At 45.3% G+C, this 21,781-nt stretch carries 14 protein-coding genes; 7 read left to right on the top strand and 7 right to left on the bottom strand.

Annotated features, from left to right (window positions below):
* Positions 1-13 precede the first annotated feature (13 nt).
* Positions 14-1,528, top strand: coding sequence for a RagB/SusD family nutrient uptake outer membrane protein (locus DYU05_RS20495; protein WP_117385043.1), 1,515 nt, complete (start codon positions 14-16; stop codon positions 1,526-1,528).
* A gap of 72 nt (positions 1,529-1,600) precedes the next feature.
* On the top strand, positions 1,601-2,833 hold the full coding sequence (locus DYU05_RS20490; RefSeq protein WP_117385042.1) for a multiheme c-type cytochrome: 1,233 nt from the start codon (positions 1,601-1,603) through the stop codon (positions 2,831-2,833).
* A gap of 111 nt (positions 2,834-2,944) precedes the next feature.
* Here the strand turns inward: DYU05_RS20490 and DYU05_RS20485 are convergent, their stop codons facing one another.
* The 5 genes from DYU05_RS20485 to DYU05_RS20465 form a co-directional block, all read right to left on the bottom strand.
* Positions 2,945-4,138 carry a PepSY-associated TM helix domain-containing protein gene (locus DYU05_RS20485; protein ID WP_117385041.1) on the bottom strand — a complete coding sequence of 398 codons (1,194 nt, stop codon included), beginning with the start codon at positions 4,136-4,138 and terminating at the stop codon, positions 2,945-2,947.
* Between the two features lie 4 nt (positions 4,139-4,142).
* Positions 4,143-6,593, bottom strand: a complete 2,451-nt coding sequence (locus tag DYU05_RS20480; RefSeq protein WP_117385040.1) for a TonB-dependent receptor — start codon at positions 6,591-6,593, stop codon at positions 4,143-4,145.
* Between the two features lie 156 nt (positions 6,594-6,749).
* Positions 6,750-7,664: a DUF4397 domain-containing protein gene (locus tag DYU05_RS20475; RefSeq protein WP_117385039.1), complete on the bottom strand. Its 915-nt coding sequence runs from the start codon at positions 7,662-7,664 to the stop codon at positions 6,750-6,752.
* A 10-nt stretch (positions 7,665-7,674) separates the two neighbouring features.
* Positions 7,675-9,252 carry a SusD/RagB family nutrient-binding outer membrane lipoprotein gene (locus tag DYU05_RS20470; protein WP_117385038.1) on the bottom strand — a complete coding sequence of 526 codons (1,578 nt, stop codon included), beginning with the start codon at positions 9,250-9,252 and terminating at the stop codon, positions 7,675-7,677.
* 11 nt (positions 9,253-9,263) lie between these two features.
* Entirely contained in the window at positions 9,264-12,389 is a 3,126-nt protein-coding gene (locus tag DYU05_RS20465) for a SusC/RagA family TonB-linked outer membrane protein (RefSeq protein WP_117385037.1), read from the bottom strand.
* A 425-nt stretch (positions 12,390-12,814) separates the two neighbouring features.
* Between DYU05_RS20465 and DYU05_RS20460 the strand changes: the two genes are divergently transcribed.
* The 4 genes from DYU05_RS20460 to DYU05_RS20445 all read left to right on the top strand — a co-directional run bounded on the left by DYU05_RS20460 (position 12,815) and on the right by DYU05_RS20445 (position 19,419).
* Complete coding sequence (locus tag DYU05_RS20460) at positions 12,815-14,143, top strand: glycoside hydrolase family 2 TIM barrel-domain containing protein (protein ID WP_117385036.1); 1,329 nt, start codon at positions 12,815-12,817, stop codon at positions 14,141-14,143.
* Positions 14,140-17,163, top strand: coding sequence for a glycosyltransferase family 2 protein (locus tag DYU05_RS20455; protein ID WP_117385035.1), 3,024 nt, complete (start codon positions 14,140-14,142; stop codon positions 17,161-17,163). The genes DYU05_RS20460 and DYU05_RS20455 overlap by 4 nt, the downstream gene beginning before the upstream one ends.
* On the top strand, positions 17,153-18,856 hold the full coding sequence (locus DYU05_RS20450; RefSeq protein ID WP_117385034.1) for a glycoside hydrolase family 26 protein: 1,704 nt from the start codon (positions 17,153-17,155) through the stop codon (positions 18,854-18,856). Before DYU05_RS20455 ends, DYU05_RS20450 begins: the two co-directional genes overlap by 11 nt.
* Before the next feature lie 77 nt (positions 18,857-18,933).
* A complete protein-coding gene (locus DYU05_RS20445) occupies positions 18,934-19,419 on the top strand; it encodes a hypothetical protein (protein ID WP_117385033.1) in 486 nt (161 codons plus the stop codon).
* 19 nt (positions 19,420-19,438) lie between these two features.
* Here DYU05_RS20445 and DYU05_RS20440 read toward each other — a convergent pair whose 3' ends face one another.
* Positions 19,439-19,741 (bottom strand): DUF1330 domain-containing protein, encoded by a 303-nt coding sequence (locus DYU05_RS20440; RefSeq protein ID WP_117385032.1) that lies wholly within the window; start codon positions 19,739-19,741, stop codon positions 19,439-19,441.
* Between the two features lie 350 nt (positions 19,742-20,091).
* Here DYU05_RS20440 and DYU05_RS20435 point away from each other — a divergent pair, with 350 nt between their 5' ends.
* Positions 20,092-20,460 carry a hypothetical protein gene (locus tag DYU05_RS20435; RefSeq protein WP_117385031.1) on the top strand — a complete coding sequence of 123 codons (369 nt, stop codon included), beginning with the start codon at positions 20,092-20,094 and terminating at the stop codon, positions 20,458-20,460.
* A 22-nt stretch (positions 20,461-20,482) separates the two neighbouring features.
* Here the strand turns inward: DYU05_RS20435 and DYU05_RS20430 are convergent, their stop codons facing one another.
* Entirely contained in the window at positions 20,483-21,742 is a 1,260-nt protein-coding gene (locus DYU05_RS20430; RefSeq protein WP_117385030.1) for a zinc dependent phospholipase C family protein, read from the bottom strand.
* Positions 21,743-21,781 lie beyond the last annotated feature (39 nt).

Raw genomic sequence — 21,781 nt, 5'->3', positions numbered from 1 at the left:
CAGTACAATTATCATGAAGAAGAATCATTACATTATATCAGGAGCAGTATTGCTGGCAATAGGCATTACCGCATCCTGCAAAAAGTCTTTCCTGGAACTTACGCCTAACGGCCAGTTCCTGGAAAGCAACTACTATGCAAATCCACAACAGGCATTAACCGCACTGGTAGCGGCATACGACCCTATGGTCACTGAAACTGGTGGCTTGGACAATACTTACATAGACCCGCTTGGACCATTAAACTCTGCATCTGACGATTGTTTTGCAGGTGGCGGCGGTTCATCAGATATACCCGCATGGCAGGCGATAAACAATTACACTATGGGCCCTTCTGTTGGTCCGCAGGGTGGTTTTTGGGCAACCAACTTCCAGGGTGTTAACCGTGCAGACGTGTTACTGGAGAAACTAGCTAAAGTACCTGGCCTTGACGAAGCTACGCTAAAAAGGTATACTGCAGAAGCACACTTCTTACGTGCTCATTACTATTTTGATCTGGTTCGTTTGTTTAAAAACGTGCCATTGATATTAACATCGCTACAGGTAAATGACGTATACAAACAGCCGCAGGCTACCCCAGAAGCTGTATATGCTCAAATTGAAGCTGACCTTACAGCTGCTGTAAACGACTTGCCAACCACTGTACCCGCAAGCGAAAACGGCCGTGTCACACAAGGTGCCGCAACTGCTTTGCTTGGTAAGGTTTACCTTTACGAAAAGAAATGGGCTCAGGCTGCATCTACCCTTGAAAAGGTAAACGGGACGCCGGGTGGTACAAGCACTTACGGCTACAAGTTACAAACCAACTTTGGCGACATCTTTAGCCCTAAGAACAAATTTAATAGTGAGTCGATATTTGAGTTAGTACACTCTGGTATGCAAAACTACACCTGGAGCAACTGGAATCAATTCAAATCTAACGTTTACGTGCAGATGGTTGGTCCGCGTAGCTTTAATGGTCCAATTTACTATGCAGGTGGTTACGGATTTAATCCAATAACCCCACAGCTGGTTTCTGCAATGAAAGGCGACCCACGTTACCCGTACACTATAGCCAATATTGACAGCTTAACAAAAGCGACCAAAACAAGCTATAACGAAAGCTACCAGGGTACCGGTTACTACATTGAGAAGTATGCACCAAAAGTGGCTAACATTGTTACAACAGGCGTTACCGACCTTAACTGGCCAAACGACTATATTGAGATACGCCTTGCAGATACTTACCTGATGGAAGCTGAAGCTTTAGTACAGGCAGGCACCAATACCGGCCGTGCTACCGACTTATTGAATGCTGTGCGTGCACGTGTTAAGCTTGCGCCGGTTGCCGCTACGCTGGATAACATTTATAAAGAGCGCCGCCTGGAACTTGCTACTGAAGGGCACCGCTGGTTTGACCTGGTTAGAACCGGTCAGGCGCCAACTGCCCTGGCATTTAAAGGTTTCAAAGCCGGTACAAACGAGATTTTACCTATTCCGTTGACTGAAACACTTAACGGCACCCAGGTTAAACAAAACCCTGGTTACTAGTTTAGAAAGGGGCTGACAAATATTTCGTCAGCCCTTTTATTTCCCTTATCACACTAACGCTGCTTAAATTACATGGTATCTAAAAGAACATTACTTTTCCTGATGTTTTTGGCGGTGCCTGTTTGTGCAATCCTCACCCAGTGTTTAAGCAGCAAAGAGCAACAGGACCCGCGCGACCGGGTTTTCGCAGGATCTAAAACCTGTGAAAGCTGCCACAAGGCCCAATACAACTCCTACCTGCATACTGCGCATTACCTCACCTCCCGACCTGCAGATATCAACACTATACACGGCAGTTTTGCTGCGGGTGAAAACGTTTTTAGCTTTGGTAACGGCATGACGGTTGCTATGGAGCAGCGCAAAAAAGGCTTATACCAGGCGGGATACATCAACGGTAAACCTGCAGGAGCCGAAAGGTTCGACATTACCATAGGAGGTGTTAAGGCAGAAACTTACTTATACTGGAAAGGCAATCAACTGTTTCAATTGCCCATGTCGTACTTCAGCGCTTTGCACAGCTGGACAAACAGCCCTGGTTACGATACAGGCCGGATTAACTTTACCAGGCCTATAATTACCCGCTGTATGGAATGCCATAGTTCATACATAAAGGAAATACCTAATCAAAACCTAAGCCTCACTAACCGTGCAGTTGAGTACGATAAGTCGTCGTTAATACAAGGGATTGATTGCGAACGTTGCCACGGCTCTGCGGCTAACCATGTAAATTTCCACACAGAATACCCTGAAGTTAAAGAAGCGAGGTACATTACTACTTATCAGAAATTAACAAGGCAACAAAAGCTGGACGCCTGCGCGGTTTGCCACTCCGGTAATAAAGATGTTTTTACACGCTCCAGCTTTACTTTTAAAATGGGCGACACGCTTGCCAAGTTTAAAGAACACAACTTCGGGCCGAAGAATACCAATCCCGCAACGCTGGATGTGCATGGCAATCAAAGCGACCTGCTTGCTTCCAGTAAGTGCTTTGTGGCCAGCAATATGGATTGTAATACTTGCCACAACGTACATACAAAGGAAAGCGGCAACACACAAGTGTTTGTACAGCGCTGCCTTAGCTGCCATACATCAGCTAATCATAACGTATGTAAACTGGCACCGAAACTTGGTGATGCTTTAAAAACCAAATGCATCGACTGCCATATGCCGGCAAAGCCATCAAACCTGATACAGGTTGAAGGTAACAGCAAAAAACTGCAGGTACCCTACCTGGTGCGTACACACAGGATAGCTGTCTACCCTGAGGAAACAAAAAAGATCATGGCTTTTATAAACAGCCATTAAGGTATCAGGTCTAATTGGTCCCTTGAGAAAGGACCAGCATGAGATTGACCTGATTTAGTTGAGCGCTCCGGGATGAGATCCGGAGCGTTTTTTGTTTCTTGGGTTTTAAGTTCAGGATAATTGAACTTCCTTTTTTGCAGCTGCTTTTCCCCGCATTTCCGGTTTTCGCCGTTTACCTAACCATATCATAAATCCGGTAATTGGTAAACTGGTGCAAACAAGGCTTGCTATAAAAGCAAGTATCTGCGTACCCAAGCCGTATATTCTACCTGTGTGGATATCCTTATTAGAGTTGCGCCACTTTAAGCCTAACGGCTTTTGATTGTGTTCAAGCTGATCAAATTTTTTGCCTGTGCGGCTATCGTAATAGTAATAGCTGAGATTGCGCCAGCCGTCAGTACGGTTCTTCAGGTAAACAAAGGACATTATTGTGGCTTCGCCTTTCTCTGGTAAACTGAGCCCGATAGTCTTGTAATTCCCTTTAACTTGTTGTTGTATATCGCTTATTATTGCGTCAAGGTGATTAGCGGTGGTACCCGCAACCGTAAGCGCGGGCGCTTTGCGTACTAATTGAACCGGCTTTGCTGATCCAAGCATTTGGTATATGCCTTTCTCCCACCATTTAAAAGACCAGGTAAGGCCGGTAACGGCGATGATGATGGCAATAGGCAACGCATAAAAGCCAAGGCTGTTGTGTAAGTCATAATTAACGCGCTTCCATTTGGCACCCCACTTTACTGACAAGTTCTTCTTGAGTTGGCGGTAGTTCTTTGGCAACCAAAGCATGAAACCTGTTATCATCATCAGCAAAAACAATAATACGCACGTGCCTACTATCACGCTGCCAATAGGCTTAACCAATAACAGCTGCCGGTGCAATTGCTCCACTACATTAAAGAACTCGTACCTAATGTCTATTGCTCCAAGCACCTTACCCGTGTAGGGATTCACGTAAATGTCTGTACGATATTTAAACTGGCTAAAGTAGCTGAGATTAATATCCTTGTGCTCATTAACTTTTGTTGCCGAAAACACATAGCTATCCCCTTCTTCATTAATCCGAATATCTGTTATGGATTTACTTTTACCAACGGCCTGCTGAGCTGTTAATAGCAATTGAGAAACCGGCCTTGAAGGGCCGGTTTCTTTAACATGGACAAGGTTATGGTGGAAAAGGTCAAAAAGTTCATCTTCAAAAACAAGTACACATCCTGTAGCACCAACTATTACTACAACAATCCCGGTTACGAGGCCCACCCAAAGGTGAAGCCAGGCGGCTATTGCTTTTACCCGTTTCCAGATCATCTTCTTAAAAGTTATGAGTTAAGGTGATCAGGTAGTTTGACGGCGTACCGGGGAACAGCCTGATATAATCATATCCGCCCACCCAGTGTTTCTTATTAGTTATATTGTTGGCATTGAACTGGATCTGCGACCTGCCCCAGTTGTAATACAGTGCCGCATTCATCAGCGTATAAGATGGGATGGTCTGCGTTAAGCTGATGGATAGATTACGTTTCTCTACGTAATTTGCTCCGAACCCTACCCCTAGTCCCGTCAGTGCGCCGTCGGTAAAATTATATCTTGTCCAAACGTTGGCTGAGTTCTTTGGTGCATTCGGTTTCTGCCTGCCGATCTCCGCAGGGGTGCCGCTTTCGGTAATCTTAGCATCATTATAGGCGTAAGAAGCAAGAACGCTCCAGTTTGGTAATATGCGACCGGTTATGTCAAACTCAAAGCCCCGTGAACGCTCCTTGCCCACAGGCCTTAGCAGATCGGGGTTGTTAGGATCGTTTGCATTGTACAAGGTGTTCTTTTGCTCAATCTGGTAAATGGCAGCAGTAATGCTCAACCTGTCATCAAACCAGCTGCTTTTTGCCCCAAACTCTACCATATTGCTGGTTACCGGATCAAAAGGGCCACCTGCGTTAGGGTTGGCCAAATTTGCAGCCGTTTGTGGGTTGTAGCCCATTACGTACGAACTATAGAGGTTGATGTTTTTGGTAGCTGTATAAACCAGGCCAAAACGCGGCAGCCATGCACTTGAGTGGGTTTTTTCTTCCGTGACGGTAGCGTAGTTCACAAAATCGGTATAGTACTCATAACGTACGCCCAATAAAGCCTGAAACCTGCCTAATTTTATCTGATCCTGTACATAGCCGGCATTTAAATAGTAATAGGTAGGTGCAAGCGCAGTTGGCGCAAAAAATGCTTTACTGTCATCCTGCAACCGCTGAGAATTTAAAGGATTACTCAGGTCAAAAGATGGGATGTTTGGCACCGGATTGCCTTTGCTGTCCCTCATGTACTTCAAACTGTCTTTGACAACATAATTGGCAATGGTGCCGGTATTTGCAGCGTTGCGATAGCCTGACGCGGTGAGCTGCGAGGCGCCAACCGGCATTTTTTCGCTGCCGTAATCATATCCTGCAACAATCTTATGCTCTGCGGCACCTGTTTTCACCTGGTAATTAAGGTAACCGCTCAGGTTATCTATATAGCGTTTCCTTTTTCGTTGAAAAACCTGCATTGCCACCAGGTTGGGGATATCTGCACCTAATTTGTTCTTTGCATACGCGTTAGCGCTCCTGTGTTCATATAAATCTTCGGTATACCCGGTTTTTGAGTATGCCAGGTTAAAGCTTAGGTTATCATTAAACCGATGATTTGCAGAAAGGGTGATGATGTATGTTTGTTCGTTCAAAAAGTCATTTGCAGTAGAGAGTGCCAGCGACTGCGGAGTTGAATAAAGGTCGTCGCCGATGACAGACTGCCCCCTGTCCAACCGGGAGCGGGAACTGTTATACACCATATCAAAGTTGATGCGCGTCTTTTCAGATGCAACAAACGAAAGAGAAGGTGCAACAACAATATTCTTGTCAAACTGCAGATCGCGGAAAGAATTGGCGTCTTCATAACCCAGGTTAAGACGATAAAGCAGTGAACTGTCTTTAGATGCCGGACCTGTAAAATCTGCCAATCCGCGGAAGGTGTTAAAACTTCCTAAAGACATGCTGATTGAACGCCGGGTTTCGTTTAATGGCTTTTTTGTAACCCTGTTTACTACACCGCCGGGACTAGCATTACCGTATAAGGCTGATGACGGGCCTTTGAGAACCTCAACACGCTCGAGATAATTCGTAAGTGGCTGTTTCCAGAAACCAGTGCTGGTGCGCAAGCCATTAACCAGTTGCGTATTGCTTTGGCCGTTTACCCTGAAGCCGCGGATGGTAAGATCATCATAAAACGTAAACTGGTTAACGCCGCTAAAATTTTTCACAACGTCTCCTACCCTGATGGCACCCTGGTCTGCCATTAATTCTTTACTGGCGTAGGATACCGATTGCGGGAGGTCCTTAATGTCTGTTTCTGTTTTGTTGCCGATAAAGGTTGATTTGGTTTTATAGGTCTTTTGCTTCCGGCCGGTAATTTCTACCTGTTGTAGCGACGATGAATTTGCAGTGAGCGACGTGTTAAACTTAGTCGTACCGCCGGCCACAACAGTAATTTGCCTGGTAGCAGGGAGATAGCCCGTGAAAGTAACACGAATGCTGTAATTACCAGAGGTAACCTGCAAATGGTAAAAACCTTTAAGATTAGTAGCTGCGCTTATTGTAGTGCCTTCTACCAGCACTGTGCTGCCGGGCAGCGGTTCGCCCTTTTCGTCAGTTATGGTTCCGCTGATAGTGGCTGCAGATTGTGAAAAAACTTTAACGGAGATGAAAGTAAAGATGAAAATAAGTAGAGATAAACGGATCATGGTATTGTATAGGGGTTAGATGGTTTTGTGTCACCGCAAATCTATATTTATTTAGACTAATTACAAATAATATTCAAAATGTAGCTCTCTGGGTTTTAAACAGTGGCTTAAACAAGAAAGCGCCTTGTAGGGCGCCTTTCTTAATACTGTGAATTGTTACTTGTTGGTATAGTATGTAATACCCGGGGCGTTGTAATATATCTCCGGTGCGCGAGTATTTGGATCGCTAAGCGGCAACTTAGGCCGGTCACTTGCCTTTAGTACAATGCTGGTACCCGGTACAGCGTAGTCAGCAGCAAGACCACGGGCTATAACGGTATAATACCTGCCTGGTGCTAAAGGGATATCAGCAGTGATTGCTCCGAGCGTTGTAGTAGTTCCGCCCAAATACAGTTGCAACTTGTAGTTGGTAGTACTTGCTGCATTTACATCTACCGGGGTAAAATCGGTAACGGCGGTATAGGTACCTGCACTAACAAGCTTTTTAGTTGTTGCAGTACCACCCGCAAGGGTAAAAGTGCCGTATACATCGAGTGCCGAGCCGTTAGGTATCATGTGTGCAAGGCGGATAAAAGCCTTGCTGGCAACAGGTGCCGGAAACTTGTCTTCTACTACCTTAACTGACGTATTACTACCTGTAGCACTTGGCAACCCAATCAGGAAAGCCGAATAAGCGCCGCCATCTGTAGTAGTTTGGTTCACCTCGCCTACTACTGTAGCAGGAGATACTGTTTGCCTGCTTTTTAATGCAGGCGACGGGGTAGCGGTAGCAAATACAATATTGGTAGTACCAGAGCTTACATTAAGGTAATTACTCCCGGGAAAAACAGATAAGTACGGAAAACCCGTAGTGATTGAGGTGGGTACTTCCGCATCTGTAACCGAGTAAGTTGTTGAAGCCGAAACTTTGGCGCCATTAATGCGCCCCTCAACCGCTGGTACGCCGGGTGCAACGTGTATCAACTTTATCTGTGCGCCGGTAACAGGTTCGCCGGGCTGTTTAATTGTTGTTTTGGTACAGCCTGTAATGGCTAAAAGCAGGCCGCAGGCGATATATAGTGTACTTTTCATGTAGGTTGTTTTAAGGTAAAATAAACCACGGTTTTTTGGTATGATAGTCTGGGTTAAGGGCCCCTATCTGTTGAAGAGCAGGTACGTTCCAGATGTATTCAGAGTTGTAACGCGGCCTTAGCAGGTAAACCTGTTTGCCTGCATTATCCGGGTAAATGGTAGTAGGTTTTACATACCCCTGGAACACAGATGTATTGTACTCATACCTCCGCATATCCGCCCACGCCTCTGGTGCGCCCCACACAAACAGCGAAATAAACTTCTGCTGCATTATATCGCTGATTTGCAGCTGTCCGGCACTTTGGCGAACAGACGGTCCAGCCATGTATTTATCTATATTGGCCTGAGAGATATACTTTTGTGTACCTGTTAATGAGCTTGCAATTGGCGGGTTGCTCACAAAATCCAAACTGGCGGCAATCCCCTTCTTGTAAGCTGCATAAGCACCTTCCACATCTCCCTTTTTATATAGCGCTTCTGCTACAAAGAACTGTACTTCAGGATAGGTCATCAGCACTCCGCGGGAGTTGTCGTTAAAGATGTACTTAGCGGCAGATGTCGCGGCGTTTGCAGTAGTGGCCCCAGCCATTGCAGGTATAGAGGTGTTCGCGTCGGCTGTATTAGGGTCACCCAGAGGTGCTACAACGCCCCGGTAAGCACGGTCTTTACTCCTGCTCAGCAATAATGGTAGCCGCGGGTCGGCAAGTGTATCCTGTGTTGCAGAACCTGCCAGAATACGCCCGTCCAGCAGCCTAACCATATAGTCTGACTGGCGAAAGCTAGGCAGGTTTGCACGCGTTGGTCCCCAAAAGTTAGCATCACCGGATTGCGATCCGGTACATTGTACGCTTGCATTGTCGGCGTTGCTGGTAAATGAACTATCAGCATACATCTTAACCATGTCCGGCTTAAAAGAGCTCTTGTTGCTGATATGAAGCATGTTTTGTGCCAGTATAGCGTATACAAACTTTATCCACTTTTTGCGGTCACCATAGTACATATAATCACCTTTGGCCAGGTCAGCACCTACGGTTTGCCCGTCGTTTTTCACGGCTAGGTTGAGGTAATTGAGTGCTAACTGGCAATCTTTAACCACTTCAGCGTACACGGCCTCAGGGGTATCATAGTTAAAGGTTAATTTGGTAGGGTCGTAAGCTTCTTTCACGATCATGTAATCGTACTCGTCCGATCCGTTCTGCCATCCCCATGCACGGAGGGCCCAGGCTACGCCAATGTAATCATACTTGTTTTTGGCTGTGGCATCCTGCAACATAAGGCCAACGTTTTGGCCAAGGCTAAAGTAAACGGTGCGCCACATTTCGCCGCCCGAGTCGCTGCCCGGAGCATAACCCTCCTGGTCCCATATGTTGTTGGCTGTAGGTGCTCCCCATATTTGCGAATATTGCCCAATGTAGCGGCTATCGTACCAGTTACCGCGTGCCATACCCGCAAGCATAGGCGGCAGTAAGGTGCTGGCATCTACACTGGTTGGCGCATTAGGGTTATTGTTTATATCGATATATTTTTTACAACTGCTTGCAAGGCTAAGCCCAATTAAAGCAGTGAAGGTGTATATTATTTTTTTCATGAGTTATAAGCTTATAGTTTCACCCTTAAACCAACAGAGATCGTTCGTGGCGTGGCCAGTGTACCATAATCAAAGCCGGCGGAACCGGAACCCCTCGTGGAAGAGTTGTTTCCGTTTACATCCGGGTCGGCACCTGAATAGTTGGTGATAAGAAATACGTCCGTAGCTGTTAAGAATAAGCTTGCAGATTTAAATACCTTCTGGCGGGACAGCACGTTTTGCGGCAGGTTGTAGTTTAAAGTAACGTCGCGCAGCCTTATCCAGTTGATATCATGTTCCACAAAGTCGGACTCGATAGCACCTGAGTAATAGGTATTTTGATAGTATGGCGTTACCTGTATGGTATTTACCGTAGGATTGTCTGTGTTCTCGTTACCATCTTTCAGCACCCCCGGGATAATGCGGGCCTGCATCCTGTCTTGCGTACGTGTACTTAAACCATAACGTGTCAGGAACAGTTCGTTACCGTTGAACACGTCCCCGCCTTTGCGTATGTCCAGCAGGAACGAAAGGCTTAGAGATTTATAATTGAATGTATTCCCGAATCCAATAGTAAAATCCGGCTGGCGATCGCCGACGGTAACAAAGGCGTTGTTTGATACAGGCAACCCGCTGGATGGATCTACCAGTATCTGTCCTTTGTTGTTGCGGGCATAGCTATAGGCGGCAATATTGGTAAGGCTGCTGCCCGGGAACAAACTGGCACGTGCATTGGCGTACATCCACGTGTCGGAATTATAGTACTCCGGCAGGTTACCTAAGTTGATCACTTTACCGCGGTTAAGCGTGAAGTTTAAAAATGTATTCCAGGTGAAATTTGTGGTTTTAACGGGTATGCCGGTTATTTGCGCTTCCACGCCGCGGTTGCGGATCTCGCCACCATTAACCAGTTCCAGTATATAGCCCGACGCATAACTTATCCGCGGATCAAATATCTGGTCGGTTGCGCGGTATTGGTAAAAGCTAAAGTCGGTACCTAAACGGCCACCGAAGAACTGTAGCTCGGCGCCAAAATCTAGCTGGTAATCTTTTTCCGGACGCAAGTTAGGGTTGTTACCGGTAACATCATATGCGAAACCGCCGCCTGTAGTGGCCTGCTGTATAACGCTGGACTTGATCTTGTAAGGCGCGTAGGGGTCTTTACCTACACCTGCGTAGGAAAACCTTAACTTACCATAAGACAGCACCTTGTTGTTCTTAAGCACCGGCAACTCGGTAAAGATGAAGCCCGCACCGAAGGAGGGATAAAAGAAGGTATTGTTATTAGTGCCTGACAGTCGTGAAGAGTAATCGTTACGACCGGTAGCATTAATGGTGATCATCTCCTTATACACCACACCCAAACGGGCTATCTCGCCAATACGCCTGGTCTCAAAAAAGTTGCTTGAATTTCTTTGGGTAGTTGGCGTTGTATTGTTAATGGTGTTAAAATCCGGCTGCAGGAACTTCTCACCGTAGAAGCCGTTTATCTGGTCGCGGTTGTCGTAAACCTCAGCACCCAGCGCAAGCGTTGTACGGAAATCGCCGAAGTTCTTTTTCAGCGTAGCGAATAACGACCCATTGGTAAGCAGGTTGTTATCGTTATAATTATCTATAATACCACCTGTTGCTATACCGTTAGTAGACGCGAAACTATTAAGCGGAGAGTTTTGGTATGACGAACTGTATTGGCTCAACAGGTTGTTACCATTGGTGGTATAAAAATCAACACCAACTAAAGCTCTTAAATTAATCCAACTAGCAGGATCGTAAGACAGATCCACATTGGCAACCATCCTGTTGGTTTTGTCTCGACTGATATTTTTGTTGGCATCCCACAGCGGGTTGTCAAAATCTATCGTACCATCTGCAGTAACGTTGGTAAGCTTTGGCGGCAACAAAGTACGGCGGCTACCATCCGGGTTGAGGTAATTGCGCACATCATCATTAGTTGGCCAGGCGAGCGCGTTGATGTAAGTACCCGAGTTACCTTTATTAAGCTTGCGGTTATCGATATTAAAATAGTTAAAACTGGCGCTACTGGTTAGTTTTGGTGCCAGCTTTGCAGAACCTGCAAAGCGCAGGGATATCTTATCATTGTAGGCGACGGGCAGCACACCACCTGTATGGCGATATTCAGAAGAGATACGATAAGTTGCGGTTTCGTTACCGCCCTCCATTGCCAGGTTATGCTGTTGCGAAAAACCTGTTTGAAAAATGTTCTGCAAATTATCATACGTCTGCGTTCCTGGCGCGTATGCCGGTCCAAAGGCTGTTCTCACCAATGGGTCCAGGTTGCCTGACGAGCCCGGCCCATAGATTTTTTGCACTGCCGGGAAACGGTAAGCGTTCGAGAAACTAAAGTTATTATCGTATGTGAGCGCACCATTGCCGCTGCGGCCCTTTTTAGTGGTAATAACAATAGCACCGCCTGCTGCGTCTGAACCATATACAGCAGCTGCATCAGCACCCTTTAGAACGGTGATGGTCTCAATGTCATCAGAATTGATATCGGCTATGCGATTGGTAAAGTCCTGACGGCGATTGTCACCGTTTGATGCCAGTGAGCTTTGACTTAAGGCGTCATTGTTAACGCGTATACCGTCTATTACAAACAACGGCTGATTACTGTTGCCTATTGAGGTAATACCCCTCAACACAATAGAAGACGATGCGCCCGGCTGGCCGCTGGTACTGGTGATGGTGGCACCCGCAACCCTGCCTTGTAAAGCGTTTACAAAGTTTTCACGTTGGGTAGCCTGCACGGCCGAACCCTTAATCACCTGCACCGATGATGTAAGGTCGCGTTTCTCCTGCTTTACACCAAAACCTGTGGTAATGACTACTTCCTGCAGGGTACGGCTATCTGCCTGCAACACCACGTTGATGACGCTTTCTGCGCCTACCACACGTTCTGCTGCTACTGTACCGATAAAGGTGTATACCAGTGTTTGCCCTGGTGTGGCATTAATACTGTACTTACCGTTGGCATCGGTTGCTACAGCGGTTGTTGTCCCCTTGATCTTGACCGTTGCGCCGGGGATAGTCTCATTGTCGGCAGCAGAGGTTACTGTACCGGTTATTGTTTTGGTTTGCGCCATCACCTGCAGGGCACAACAATTAACCAACAGTAGAAGGATAAGTAAATGTTTCCTCATACAATTATTTTAAGATGTAAAATGATATAATTTGAAATATCAGGAAACAAATTTTAATTAGCAAATCATCAAACGCAAATTATTTTCATTACACTAAGATATAGGCAAATAACATAGCAATGTATTAGGATTGTTACCGACGAGAACTGAGATTACATTTCGCGTCAAAATTAACAGCAGGCAGTAAATAATTATAGGTTGCAAGATTCCTGGTGCTCTCGGAATCATTATTAAAGGTGACAAATAACAACGTCAAGTATGTTTGCTTAACCGCAAAATCATACTTTTCTTTATGGTATTATTGTATATGATGTATTATATTTAGCCTTTCATTGCAAAGTAGCATATAGAATATACGAGTGAAATCAACGCTGTTTAAACCTTAGTTATCCCTTTTACGTAAGTATGCCTGTAATTACCCGTTGATGATTAAAACCTTTACACAACCTTTTATTTTCCGGCTAAGTACTTTGATAGTTGTTTTCGCGGTGATCGTTAGCTGCAATAACAACAGTACCGGCACTCGCAACCGAACCGTTTATATAAAAAAAGAGAATAGCAAATACACGATGTACCGTTATGGTAAACCGTTCTTTGTAAAGGGAGCTTCGGGATTTACTAACTTAAAAGCGCTTTACGAAAGTGGCGGCAACACCATCCGCACCTGGGATACGGCTAACCTAAAACCCATATTGGATTCGGCACAAGCTAATCATCTTGCGGTGGTTGTTGGGCTCCCTTTGCCGCCCAGCGATGACATTTCGGGTTTTTACGGCGATGGCGCTAAAGTTAAGGCCAACTTACTCGCACTTACCAAATTTGTAAACCGGTACAAAAATCATCCTGCTGTACTGGCATGGTGCCTGGGCAACGAGCTGGCTTTTCCGTTGAAACCTAATTACAACGCGTTTTATACCACGTTTGGTGACCTGGTGAACACCTTTCACCGGATTGATCCTAACCACCCGGTTACTACAACGGTAATGTCCTTCCAAAAAAAGAATCTTACCAATATCAAGCTCAGGACTAATATCGACTTTGTATCTTTCAACATTTTTGGCGCTATCGCTACCCTAAAAAAAGACCTGGACGATTTTAACTGGTTTTGGGATGGGCCGTTCCTGATTACCGAGTGGGGCGTTGAAGGACCGTGGGTATACCAAAGCCAAAACATCTGGGGTTCATACGTAGAAGATGCCAGTTCAAAAAAAGCGGAGCAGTACATGTCTATTTACAAAAACTACATGCCTGCAAATAATTCCAGGTTTTTGGGCTCCATGGTGTTCTACTGGGGCCAAAAGCAGGAGTTTACCCCAACCTGGTTCAGCATGTTTGACGAACTTGGCTACAAAACTGAAGCTGTTAACGTAATGCAGAATATTTGGACGGGTAAAAAAGCTACAGCTCACGCACCCGACATTAAGTTTACGCTGGTAAATTATAAAGGCGCGCACGACAATATTCTTTTAAAAACAAATACCGAATATCCTGCCGCTGTTTATATAAACGGCACCAACAACGGCCACCTGAGCTACAAATGGAAACTGTACAAAGAAGACTGGTTTAAGCCCAATAGAACTTTCAGAGAGGATAAGCCAATAGAGATAACGAACTCCATACAAGGCTCGGGAGACGAGATCAGGTTTACCACTCCATCGAAGGAAGGCCCTTATCGTTTATTCGTTTACGTTTATAATGAACACGGCTATGTTGCTACATCAAATACCCCTTTTTACGTGCTGACCAATCCATGAGTGTAAAGCCAGTTAAAAACCCGACGCGCCAGCAGCAAATAACATTACGGTTGATGATCGTAATGGGTTTTATATGCATGGGCTTTTTCATGGATAGCTTACTCAGGAATAAAGTTGTAGGTTATCGTCCGCTGTACTGGTTACTGATAACCACATTTGTTTATACCTTTTTTAAGATCCTTTACGAGTGGTACCACTACTGGGCAATTAAAGTACCCGTAACACCGCCAACCACCAGGCAATACACGGTGGATATTTTCACTACTTTTTTTAAGGGCGAACCTTATGAAATGATTATTGAAACGCTTACCGCTATACAAGCCATTACCTATCCGCATGAAACTTACTTATGCGATGAGGCTGACGACCAGTACCTGAAGGGTATTTGTAAAGAGCTGGGCGTTCACCACGTTACTCGTACTATTAAGGTTGATGCTAAAGCAGGTAATATTAATAACGCGCTTCGGCAGTCTAAAGGTGAGTTGTGCGTTGTGCTTGATCCGGACCACGTACCGTTCCCGAACTTCCTGGACCCGATCGTGTCTCATTTTGACAACCCTGAGGTAGGGTATGTACAGGTGGTACAAGCTTACTACAATCAGGATACCGGCTGGATTGCTAAAGGCTCTGCACAGCAAACCTACCAGTTTTACGGGCCCATGATGATGTGCATGAACAGCTACGGCACCGTGCAGGCCATTGGTGCAAACTGTACCTTCAGGCGTACCGCGCTGGAATCAATTGGCGGGCACGCAGCGGGCCTTGCTGAAGACATGCACACGGCCATGCAAATGCACGCCAAAAACTGGAAATCTGTTTATGTACCGCAGGTACTTGCCCGCGGCCTGGTGCCAGCAACTCTTTCTGCCTACTACAAACAGCAGATCAAATGGTCGCGCGGTGTATTCGAGTTACTGGTAACATCTTATGTAAAGCTTTTCACCAAGTTTACCTGGCGGCAAAAGCTGCATTACGGGTTATTGCCGCTGTTCTATCTTTCCGGATTCGTGTTTCTCATTAACTTCTGCATTCCGGTTATATCCCTCTTTGCCGATGTTTATCCGCTTAAGATAGATTTTTCCGATTTCCTTGTAATCAGCATACCCTTTATCACGTCGGTTGTATTGATTAGGCACTACGTGCAGCAATGGGTAATGGAAGACGAAGAACGTGGCTTCCACATTGTTGGGGGGCTGCTGCTTATCGGTTCGTGGTGGGTATTCATACTCGGCTTCCTCTATACTATCATCAGGAAAAATGTACCGTACATACCCACCCCGAAGGACATACGGGAAGAAAAGAACCTGGGCATTAACATGCCGAACATTGCTGTTATAGTAATATCAGTAGCAGCGATATTTTACGGCCTGTATAACGATTGGAATCCTTTTACCTTTTTTATGGCCGGCATTGCCAGCCTTAACTGCCTGTTTATGGCTTTTATGCTCATGGCCAGCTCAGAGCTCAAGTTTAAGGAGTACTCTAAAAACCACTACGTGGTATCAAGTACCTACAGCTATGTAAAGTACTTCAAAAAGCGCTTCTGGTTATTGCGCAGGCAAATATACGCCGGTATAAGACGGGTGAGCCTATTGGTTACCGTGTTGGTTATATGCACCTGTATTTACATTGCAAAGCAGTCAGACGAGAACACTGTACAGGTTTCTGCAACGCCGCCGGGAGTTAAAATAAGCAAATCCTCCCCGGCAGATGGTAATACGCTGCTCAATTACACCCATGTTGATAAAGCCGGGGTATTGCGTGTTATGGGCCAGCAAAACAGCAAACCCGTTAACGCAACAGATACCCTTGCGGCAGACAACATTAATGTAGATTCGCTTATACAGGTAAACGCTGCAGCACGCACGCCTAACTACTACCCCGAAACTAAGGGGGTAATTTATACTAAAGGGCAGTTCTGGTTTAAAAACCTTTTCCCGCTTAACAAGCAAACTATAGAGCGTGATTTTGACGAGATGAAGGTTGTGGGTGTAAATACAGTTAAAATTTACGGACCAAACATTTACGACCACATTACCTTTGATGTAGCACGGCAAAAAGGGATGAAAATCGATTACAGTTTTTGGATCCCCTACCCTTCGGCATTTATATATGACACGAATGTACTTGACGATCTGGAAAAAACAATAGTTAAAACCGTAAAGGATAACAAGGGCAATAAGGCCATTCACGCGTGGAACATAGGTAATAACGCTTTACAGCAATTAACCGATTACTATGCAGCATCGCAATTACCTTATGCCCAGTACAACTACATACAATGGGTTAAAAAACTGGTAAAATCCATTAAAGCGGCGGACAGCAGCCGGCCGGTTACTATAGATCTTACCGCCGGGCCTACCGTTGATGGATCTATGGCGTTAATGCATTCACAGGTGCCGGAGCTTGACGCGTTTGGTTTAATTGTAGGCGACAGGGCAGCTTTAACAAAGGTTACTACAAACTTAAAAGCACCGTATTTCTACAGCAGTTTAAACCCCAAAGCTATGCAAAGCCTTCCGCTGCCGGCGGGTGGTGTGTTCTATGCCAACTGGCAGGACCAAAAAACAGCATCAATAGTAACGTTTGATGGGCTGAAGGACATTTGGGGGCGAAACAAGCCTTACTTAGGGCTGATAAGCGCCAGCTGGCATGGTGGTATTGCCTACAAAGCCCTGCCGCCGGTTAAGATCCTGAGGCCGGCATTAACAGCAATAGGCGGCAACAGCTTGCCTTACAACGCCATGGTGTATAGCGGAGATAAATGGAGCTTGGCGGTAGACTCGGCCAGGAACATGACCTTTGAGTGGTACCTGGTACGCACTAATGGCTGGGGCAAACCTGTGGACATACAGGAAGTAGGTAAAGGCCCGAGAGTATACGTAACCATACCATGGAACATGCAATCGTACAGGCTTTACCTTATAGCAGCAAAAGGCAACGATATTGTTGATGCAAGCTCTATCCTGAACATTCCGCTTAACGATGATATAAAAGCAGATAAGAAAAGTGAAAAATAAGGCAACCACGTTTTACATTATTCTTGGCACCATTGCGGTTATTTTAATAGCAGCGTTTGTATTTGCGAGACCGTTAATTGGTTCTTACCTGGTTAACGATTGTTACAAAACTACGCAACCGGTAGTAGCCCTGTTTGACAGGAACAAGCCTGAAGAAAACCGGACGCTTGGTAATATTGAACATTACGACGTAGTTTTTAAAAACACCGCATTTTGGTTTGACGACAAGCTGCTTAAAGCGGCTTTGACTAACCATGATGTGTTGATCACCATTGAAACCTGGCTTAAAGGCCCATCAGGCGACCGCAGTGTGCTTGATGCGGTGAACGAAGGAGATTTTGATGGTAAATTTACCAAGCTTGCCAGGCTGGTGGCAAAAAGTGGTCACCAGGTGTACATACGCTGGGCGCCTGATATGGAAGTGAACGCGTACATGTATCCCTGGCAGCTCCATTCTTCTACCGACTATATTGCTGCCTTTAATCACGTAGCGAAACTAATGAAGCAAGATGCTCCCAAAGTAAAAATTGTTTGGGGGCCATCCGGCTATCCGGGAGATACAGAGTACTGGCCGGGCCTTGCTAACGTCGATTACGCGAGCATTACCCTTGGCAGCCCGTCGGAGTACAGCACAACCTCTTACCCCTTTGCTAAAACCATACCTGATATGCTTAAGGCAAAACTGCACAGGTTAAGGTTTTTAAACGTTCCGGTCTTAATAATTGGCGCTGATGATGGCGCAAAGGGGTACTTTAAGCAAGAATGGCTAACCAACCAGCTTGCGTATATGAACAAGTACGCTAATACGGTTTATTCGTCTGCAAACTATATAACCAAAGACCCGCCCAAGCCCAAGCGTACAACTTTGCAGATAGGAGCTTTTGACCCAAACCGGAAGCTCATTCATCAAAAAGAAATAACCATTGAGCACATTTTTGTAGACCTGGGTGATGTGCAACGGGGTACTTTCGAAAAAACCTTTATGGAGATTGTGAACCGCCACCGTGATGTAATAGTTACCATGGAGCCATGGCGAGACACTACCGGGGTAGCAGATAGTGTAGTTACCAGGAGTATCCTGTCGGGCAAGTACGATAAAGTAATAAGGAAACTGTTCAGAGTGCTGGCATTAACGAACCAGAAAGTACTGCTACGTTGGATGCACGAAATGGAGATACCCATACACCGTTATGCCTGGCAGAGCCAGGATCCTGCTGAATATATACAAGCCTATCGTTACTTTATGCTGTTTGAAGGAGGCCCGCCAAAAAACGTTAAAAAGGTTTGGGGTCCGGCAGGTGACAGGGGCTCAATAGATTTTTGGCCGGGGGATGACGTGGTGGACTTCATCAGCGTTGCTATATACGGCCTGCCAGACAAGAACATAACCGACCCAAACAAACAGGAATCGTTCAGCAGCGCGTTCAACCGTAAATTCTACCGGATGCGGTTTTCAGATAAGCCAATATTCATCACTGAATTTGGTGTAAAAGGCCCCGAAGCATACCAGGACAAATGGCTGGCCGGTGCTGCTAAAACAATAAACGATAATCCTCATGTTTTTGGTGCCTGTTACTTTAACCTGTATGATAACCCAAAAGCGTGGGGTAAAATAAAGGCACCGGACTGGAGCATCTCCGCGCGTTCTATGGCTAAGTTTACAGCGCAGTTAAAAAATGTTGAGGTACGCTAATAAAATAGCTTATTGTTATTTAACCTGCACTGTAGCAAACTGTTGTTAGCTAACGTAATATCAGGAAAACCACTATTATGAAGCGCGCTGTTACAACCTTCCTTAAAGCTTTTACTGTGTTATGCATCTGCCTGTTGGCAGCGTCCTGTAAAAAAGAAAATAGCAACCCGGTAAAATCCAGCGCCACTACGCTTGAAGGAACCTGGCTAAAAATTGATGAATCCCCCGGATCCACAATCACCAATCTACAGTTTTACGGAGGTAACCAGTTTCAGATGATCTTTGTACAACTGGATGCTTCACAACAGAGCAATACCCCAAAGTATCAGCTCAATTTAAGGGGAACCTATAGAATAGATGGTAATAAACTAGCCATCACAATTTCCCAAAAGATAGAAACTAACGGTACCAACACACCTGTTGTAACCCCCTCAAGCGAGAAGGTTTTTGAGAACGCCACCTATAACGTGAGTGACCACACGCTCACCCTTAATTACACCACCTATCCTGCAGATGCTCCCGTAGCAACGCAAGCTAAGTTCAGGTTATTTATGCTGGATTGAAGTGGCGTAACACACGTAGTTACAACTTCGTTCCCTTGATGAGCAGCACCGCCTTGATAGATTCTTCTTTAAGGTGCAGGAACTGTTTGCGTTCTTCATCACGCATAAAGTTTTCAAAGTCTGCTTCGGCAGGAAACTCTACCAGGTGGACTTCATAAGGCTTATCAATGCTCGTCTCGATGTACGATGCATGGTTAGGCCGTAAACGCATCAGCAGAGTTCCGTTATACTTTGCGATGATCGGGATGGCAACATCCTCAAACCGGTGAAAAACTTCCTCCTGTCCCGGCTTGATGTAAATGAGTTGAGTAATGTAGATCATGATTATCGTCTTAAAGCCGTATATTTGTATGAACCTTTCGCTTGCTGACAAAGTTTCTTAAACCTCCTGAATAGATACAGCAATTACAGGTGATATCTTCCTGAATAGGTTGTATAATCTGCTTTAATAAAGATAGCGATGTTAATCCCGTTACACAAATTCCAAAAGATAAACCACCTACTTAGTGTTCCGGAAAACGGCAAGAGTGCAAAAAAATGTGATAGGTTGCTCTATGTAAAGTTTGCGCTTGCACAATCTTTATAACCTGCCGAAAAAAATGTGGTTTTTGAAGGTTTTTGCTTATGAAAACTTAGGGAGATATTCCCTGTTGTTCCCGTATATTTATCACCATGAAAAGAATTCTTTATACAATAATCATACTGGCTGGCCTTGCCGGCAGGGCATCTGCGCAAAACAGCTTTAATGCCGAAGAGTTCCAGGCTAACTTGGGTAAGACCAAGACCCTCTGCGATGTTGTATCATCCATTAAGATATTTAGCGACACCCTCACGCTTATTAACATGGGCGGCGACTACCCGCGCCAGAAGTACACAATAGCTGTAAAAGGCAACAAAATTGTGCTTGACTGGGCAAATTTAACGGGAAAGCAGATGTGCGTTACCGGCGTATTAGAGATGCATAAAGGCAGGCCCGAGATAGTCGCCGCGCAACCTGGACAAATAGACTTTGGCGATTCGCCCAAGAAAACAAACAAGTAAATAGCTATCTATAAGCAAATTACTACTCCGTTGACCCGTTCGGGTTTTCAATCGGTTTTAAAGGCTCCTGAGAGCCACCCTTCAATTTCCTGATGGTTTGCAGCGCCAGGATCACCTTATCACCATCCTTTACTTTCTTGCGGGCCAATGCTGATGTGTCAGCATTCTTATAGTAACTCACTATGCTCTGCTGCAGTTCAGGGGTGATATTCTTGTACTTTTGCTCTTGAAGTTTCACCAGCAAACGGTCGTAAGTATTGTCGGCAAGCGGGTACTCTCCTAAGGCAGTATTGTGGCCTGTATCAAAGTCGATATCAGGTAGTACAAGCGACTCACTATCCACTTTCTTCAATGCCAGATTATAGTTAACTAATATAGAATCAAAGCTTTGCGCAAATAATTTCTCGCCTTCTTTGCCAGGGGATACATATTTAAGCGTTTTGAGGGGGCCAACTTTAGGCAATATCCTGATGAAAAAAACAGCCAGACGGGCGAAGAATTTTGGCTGCTGCATATTCTTGCCATACTCCAGCCTAAAGCTCTTTTTGCTCATTTTATATTGAAACTTCTTGGCCGTCATGTCGGGGTTCATTTTCAATATCTCGTCTTTATGCGATTTGAAAGCTGATTTTGTAAGCTTTGGAAAAAGGTTACGCACACCCCATCTCAGGTTGTTTATGCTGCCGTTTATATTCGAGAATATAGAGGTTAGCTCCTGGCCATAGGTCTCATAAAAAGCTTTTTCCAGTACAGGAACAGCAATATTAAAGCCTACAAAGTCGTGGTATCCCTCGCTTGTATAACTACCCCGCCCTGTTTGTAACACGTCATACGAGAACTCCATACGACTATGTGAGGTGTGATCTTCTGCGTAAGTTACCTCATTGCCGAACTTCTGCTTTAACTTAGGATATATTAGCGGAACATTACGGTTTGTTGCCAGTGAATGTCCATATTTATCAGCCATATAGTGCGACATAGCACCCAACGCAAATGCATACTCATTAACATTTTGGGCATCACGAATCAGCGCCTGTACAAAGTCACCACTCCTTACGTAATGCAGCAAATCGGTAAAAAACCCATTACCAAAAGGCATATAGCCCATATCCGCAACCATTGCACCGCCGTAAGCATACGAATGTGCTTTCTTAATATCTGCATCCGTTATGTTAGGATACTTCTGCTTTAGCAAAGGTACGATCGATGGCTGCCAGGAAGCATCTATAATCGCTTCATGAGCAAGTATTGAATAAGCCCCGGCGTTTAATGAGGTAAACATAAGTACCAGTGCAACAACAAGATTTCTAAAAAATGCGTA

The organism is Mucilaginibacter terrenus (assembly GCF_003432065.1).
Taxonomy (GTDB): Bacteria; Bacteroidota; Bacteroidia; order Sphingobacteriales; family Sphingobacteriaceae; genus Mucilaginibacter; species Mucilaginibacter terrenus.
This window is presented reverse-complemented; position numbering and strand designations above follow the sequence as displayed.

Excerpts from the sequence above, each read along its gene's own strand:
- DYU05_RS20495 (WP_117385043.1), top strand. The coding sequence starts at position 14 with ATGAAGAAGAATCATTACATTATATCAGGAGCAGTATTGCTGGCAATA.
- DYU05_RS20490 (WP_117385042.1), top strand. The coding sequence starts at position 1,601 with ATGGTATCTAAAAGAACATTACTTTTCCTGATGTTTTTGGCGGTGCCT.
- DYU05_RS20485 (WP_117385041.1), bottom strand. The coding sequence starts at position 4,138 with ATGATCTGGAAACGGGTAAAAGCAATAGCCGCCTGGCTTCACCTTTGG.
- DYU05_RS20480 (WP_117385040.1), bottom strand. The coding sequence starts at position 6,593 with ATGATCCGTTTATCTCTACTTATTTTCATCTTTACTTTCATCTCCGTT.
- DYU05_RS20475 (WP_117385039.1), bottom strand. The coding sequence starts at position 7,664 with ATGAAAAGTACACTATATATCGCCTGCGGCCTGCTTTTAGCCATTACA.
- DYU05_RS20470 (WP_117385038.1), bottom strand. The coding sequence starts at position 9,252 with ATGAAAAAAATAATATACACCTTCACTGCTTTAATTGGGCTTAGCCTT.
- DYU05_RS20465 (WP_117385037.1), bottom strand. The coding sequence starts at position 12,389 with ATGAGGAAACATTTACTTATCCTTCTACTGTTGGTTAATTGTTGTGCC.
- DYU05_RS20460 (WP_117385036.1), top strand. The coding sequence starts at position 12,815 with ATGATTAAAACCTTTACACAACCTTTTATTTTCCGGCTAAGTACTTTG.
- DYU05_RS20455 (WP_117385035.1), top strand. The coding sequence starts at position 14,140 with ATGAGTGTAAAGCCAGTTAAAAACCCGACGCGCCAGCAGCAAATAACA.
- DYU05_RS20445 (WP_117385033.1), top strand. The coding sequence starts at position 18,934 with ATGAAGCGCGCTGTTACAACCTTCCTTAAAGCTTTTACTGTGTTATGC.
- DYU05_RS20440 (WP_117385032.1), bottom strand. The coding sequence starts at position 19,741 with ATGATCTACATTACTCAACTCATTTACATCAAGCCGGGACAGGAGGAA.
- DYU05_RS20435 (WP_117385031.1), top strand. The coding sequence starts at position 20,092 with ATGAAAAGAATTCTTTATACAATAATCATACTGGCTGGCCTTGCCGGC.
- DYU05_RS20430 (WP_117385030.1), bottom strand. The coding sequence starts at position 21,742 with ATGTTTACCTCATTAAACGCCGGGGCTTATTCAATACTTGCTCATGAA.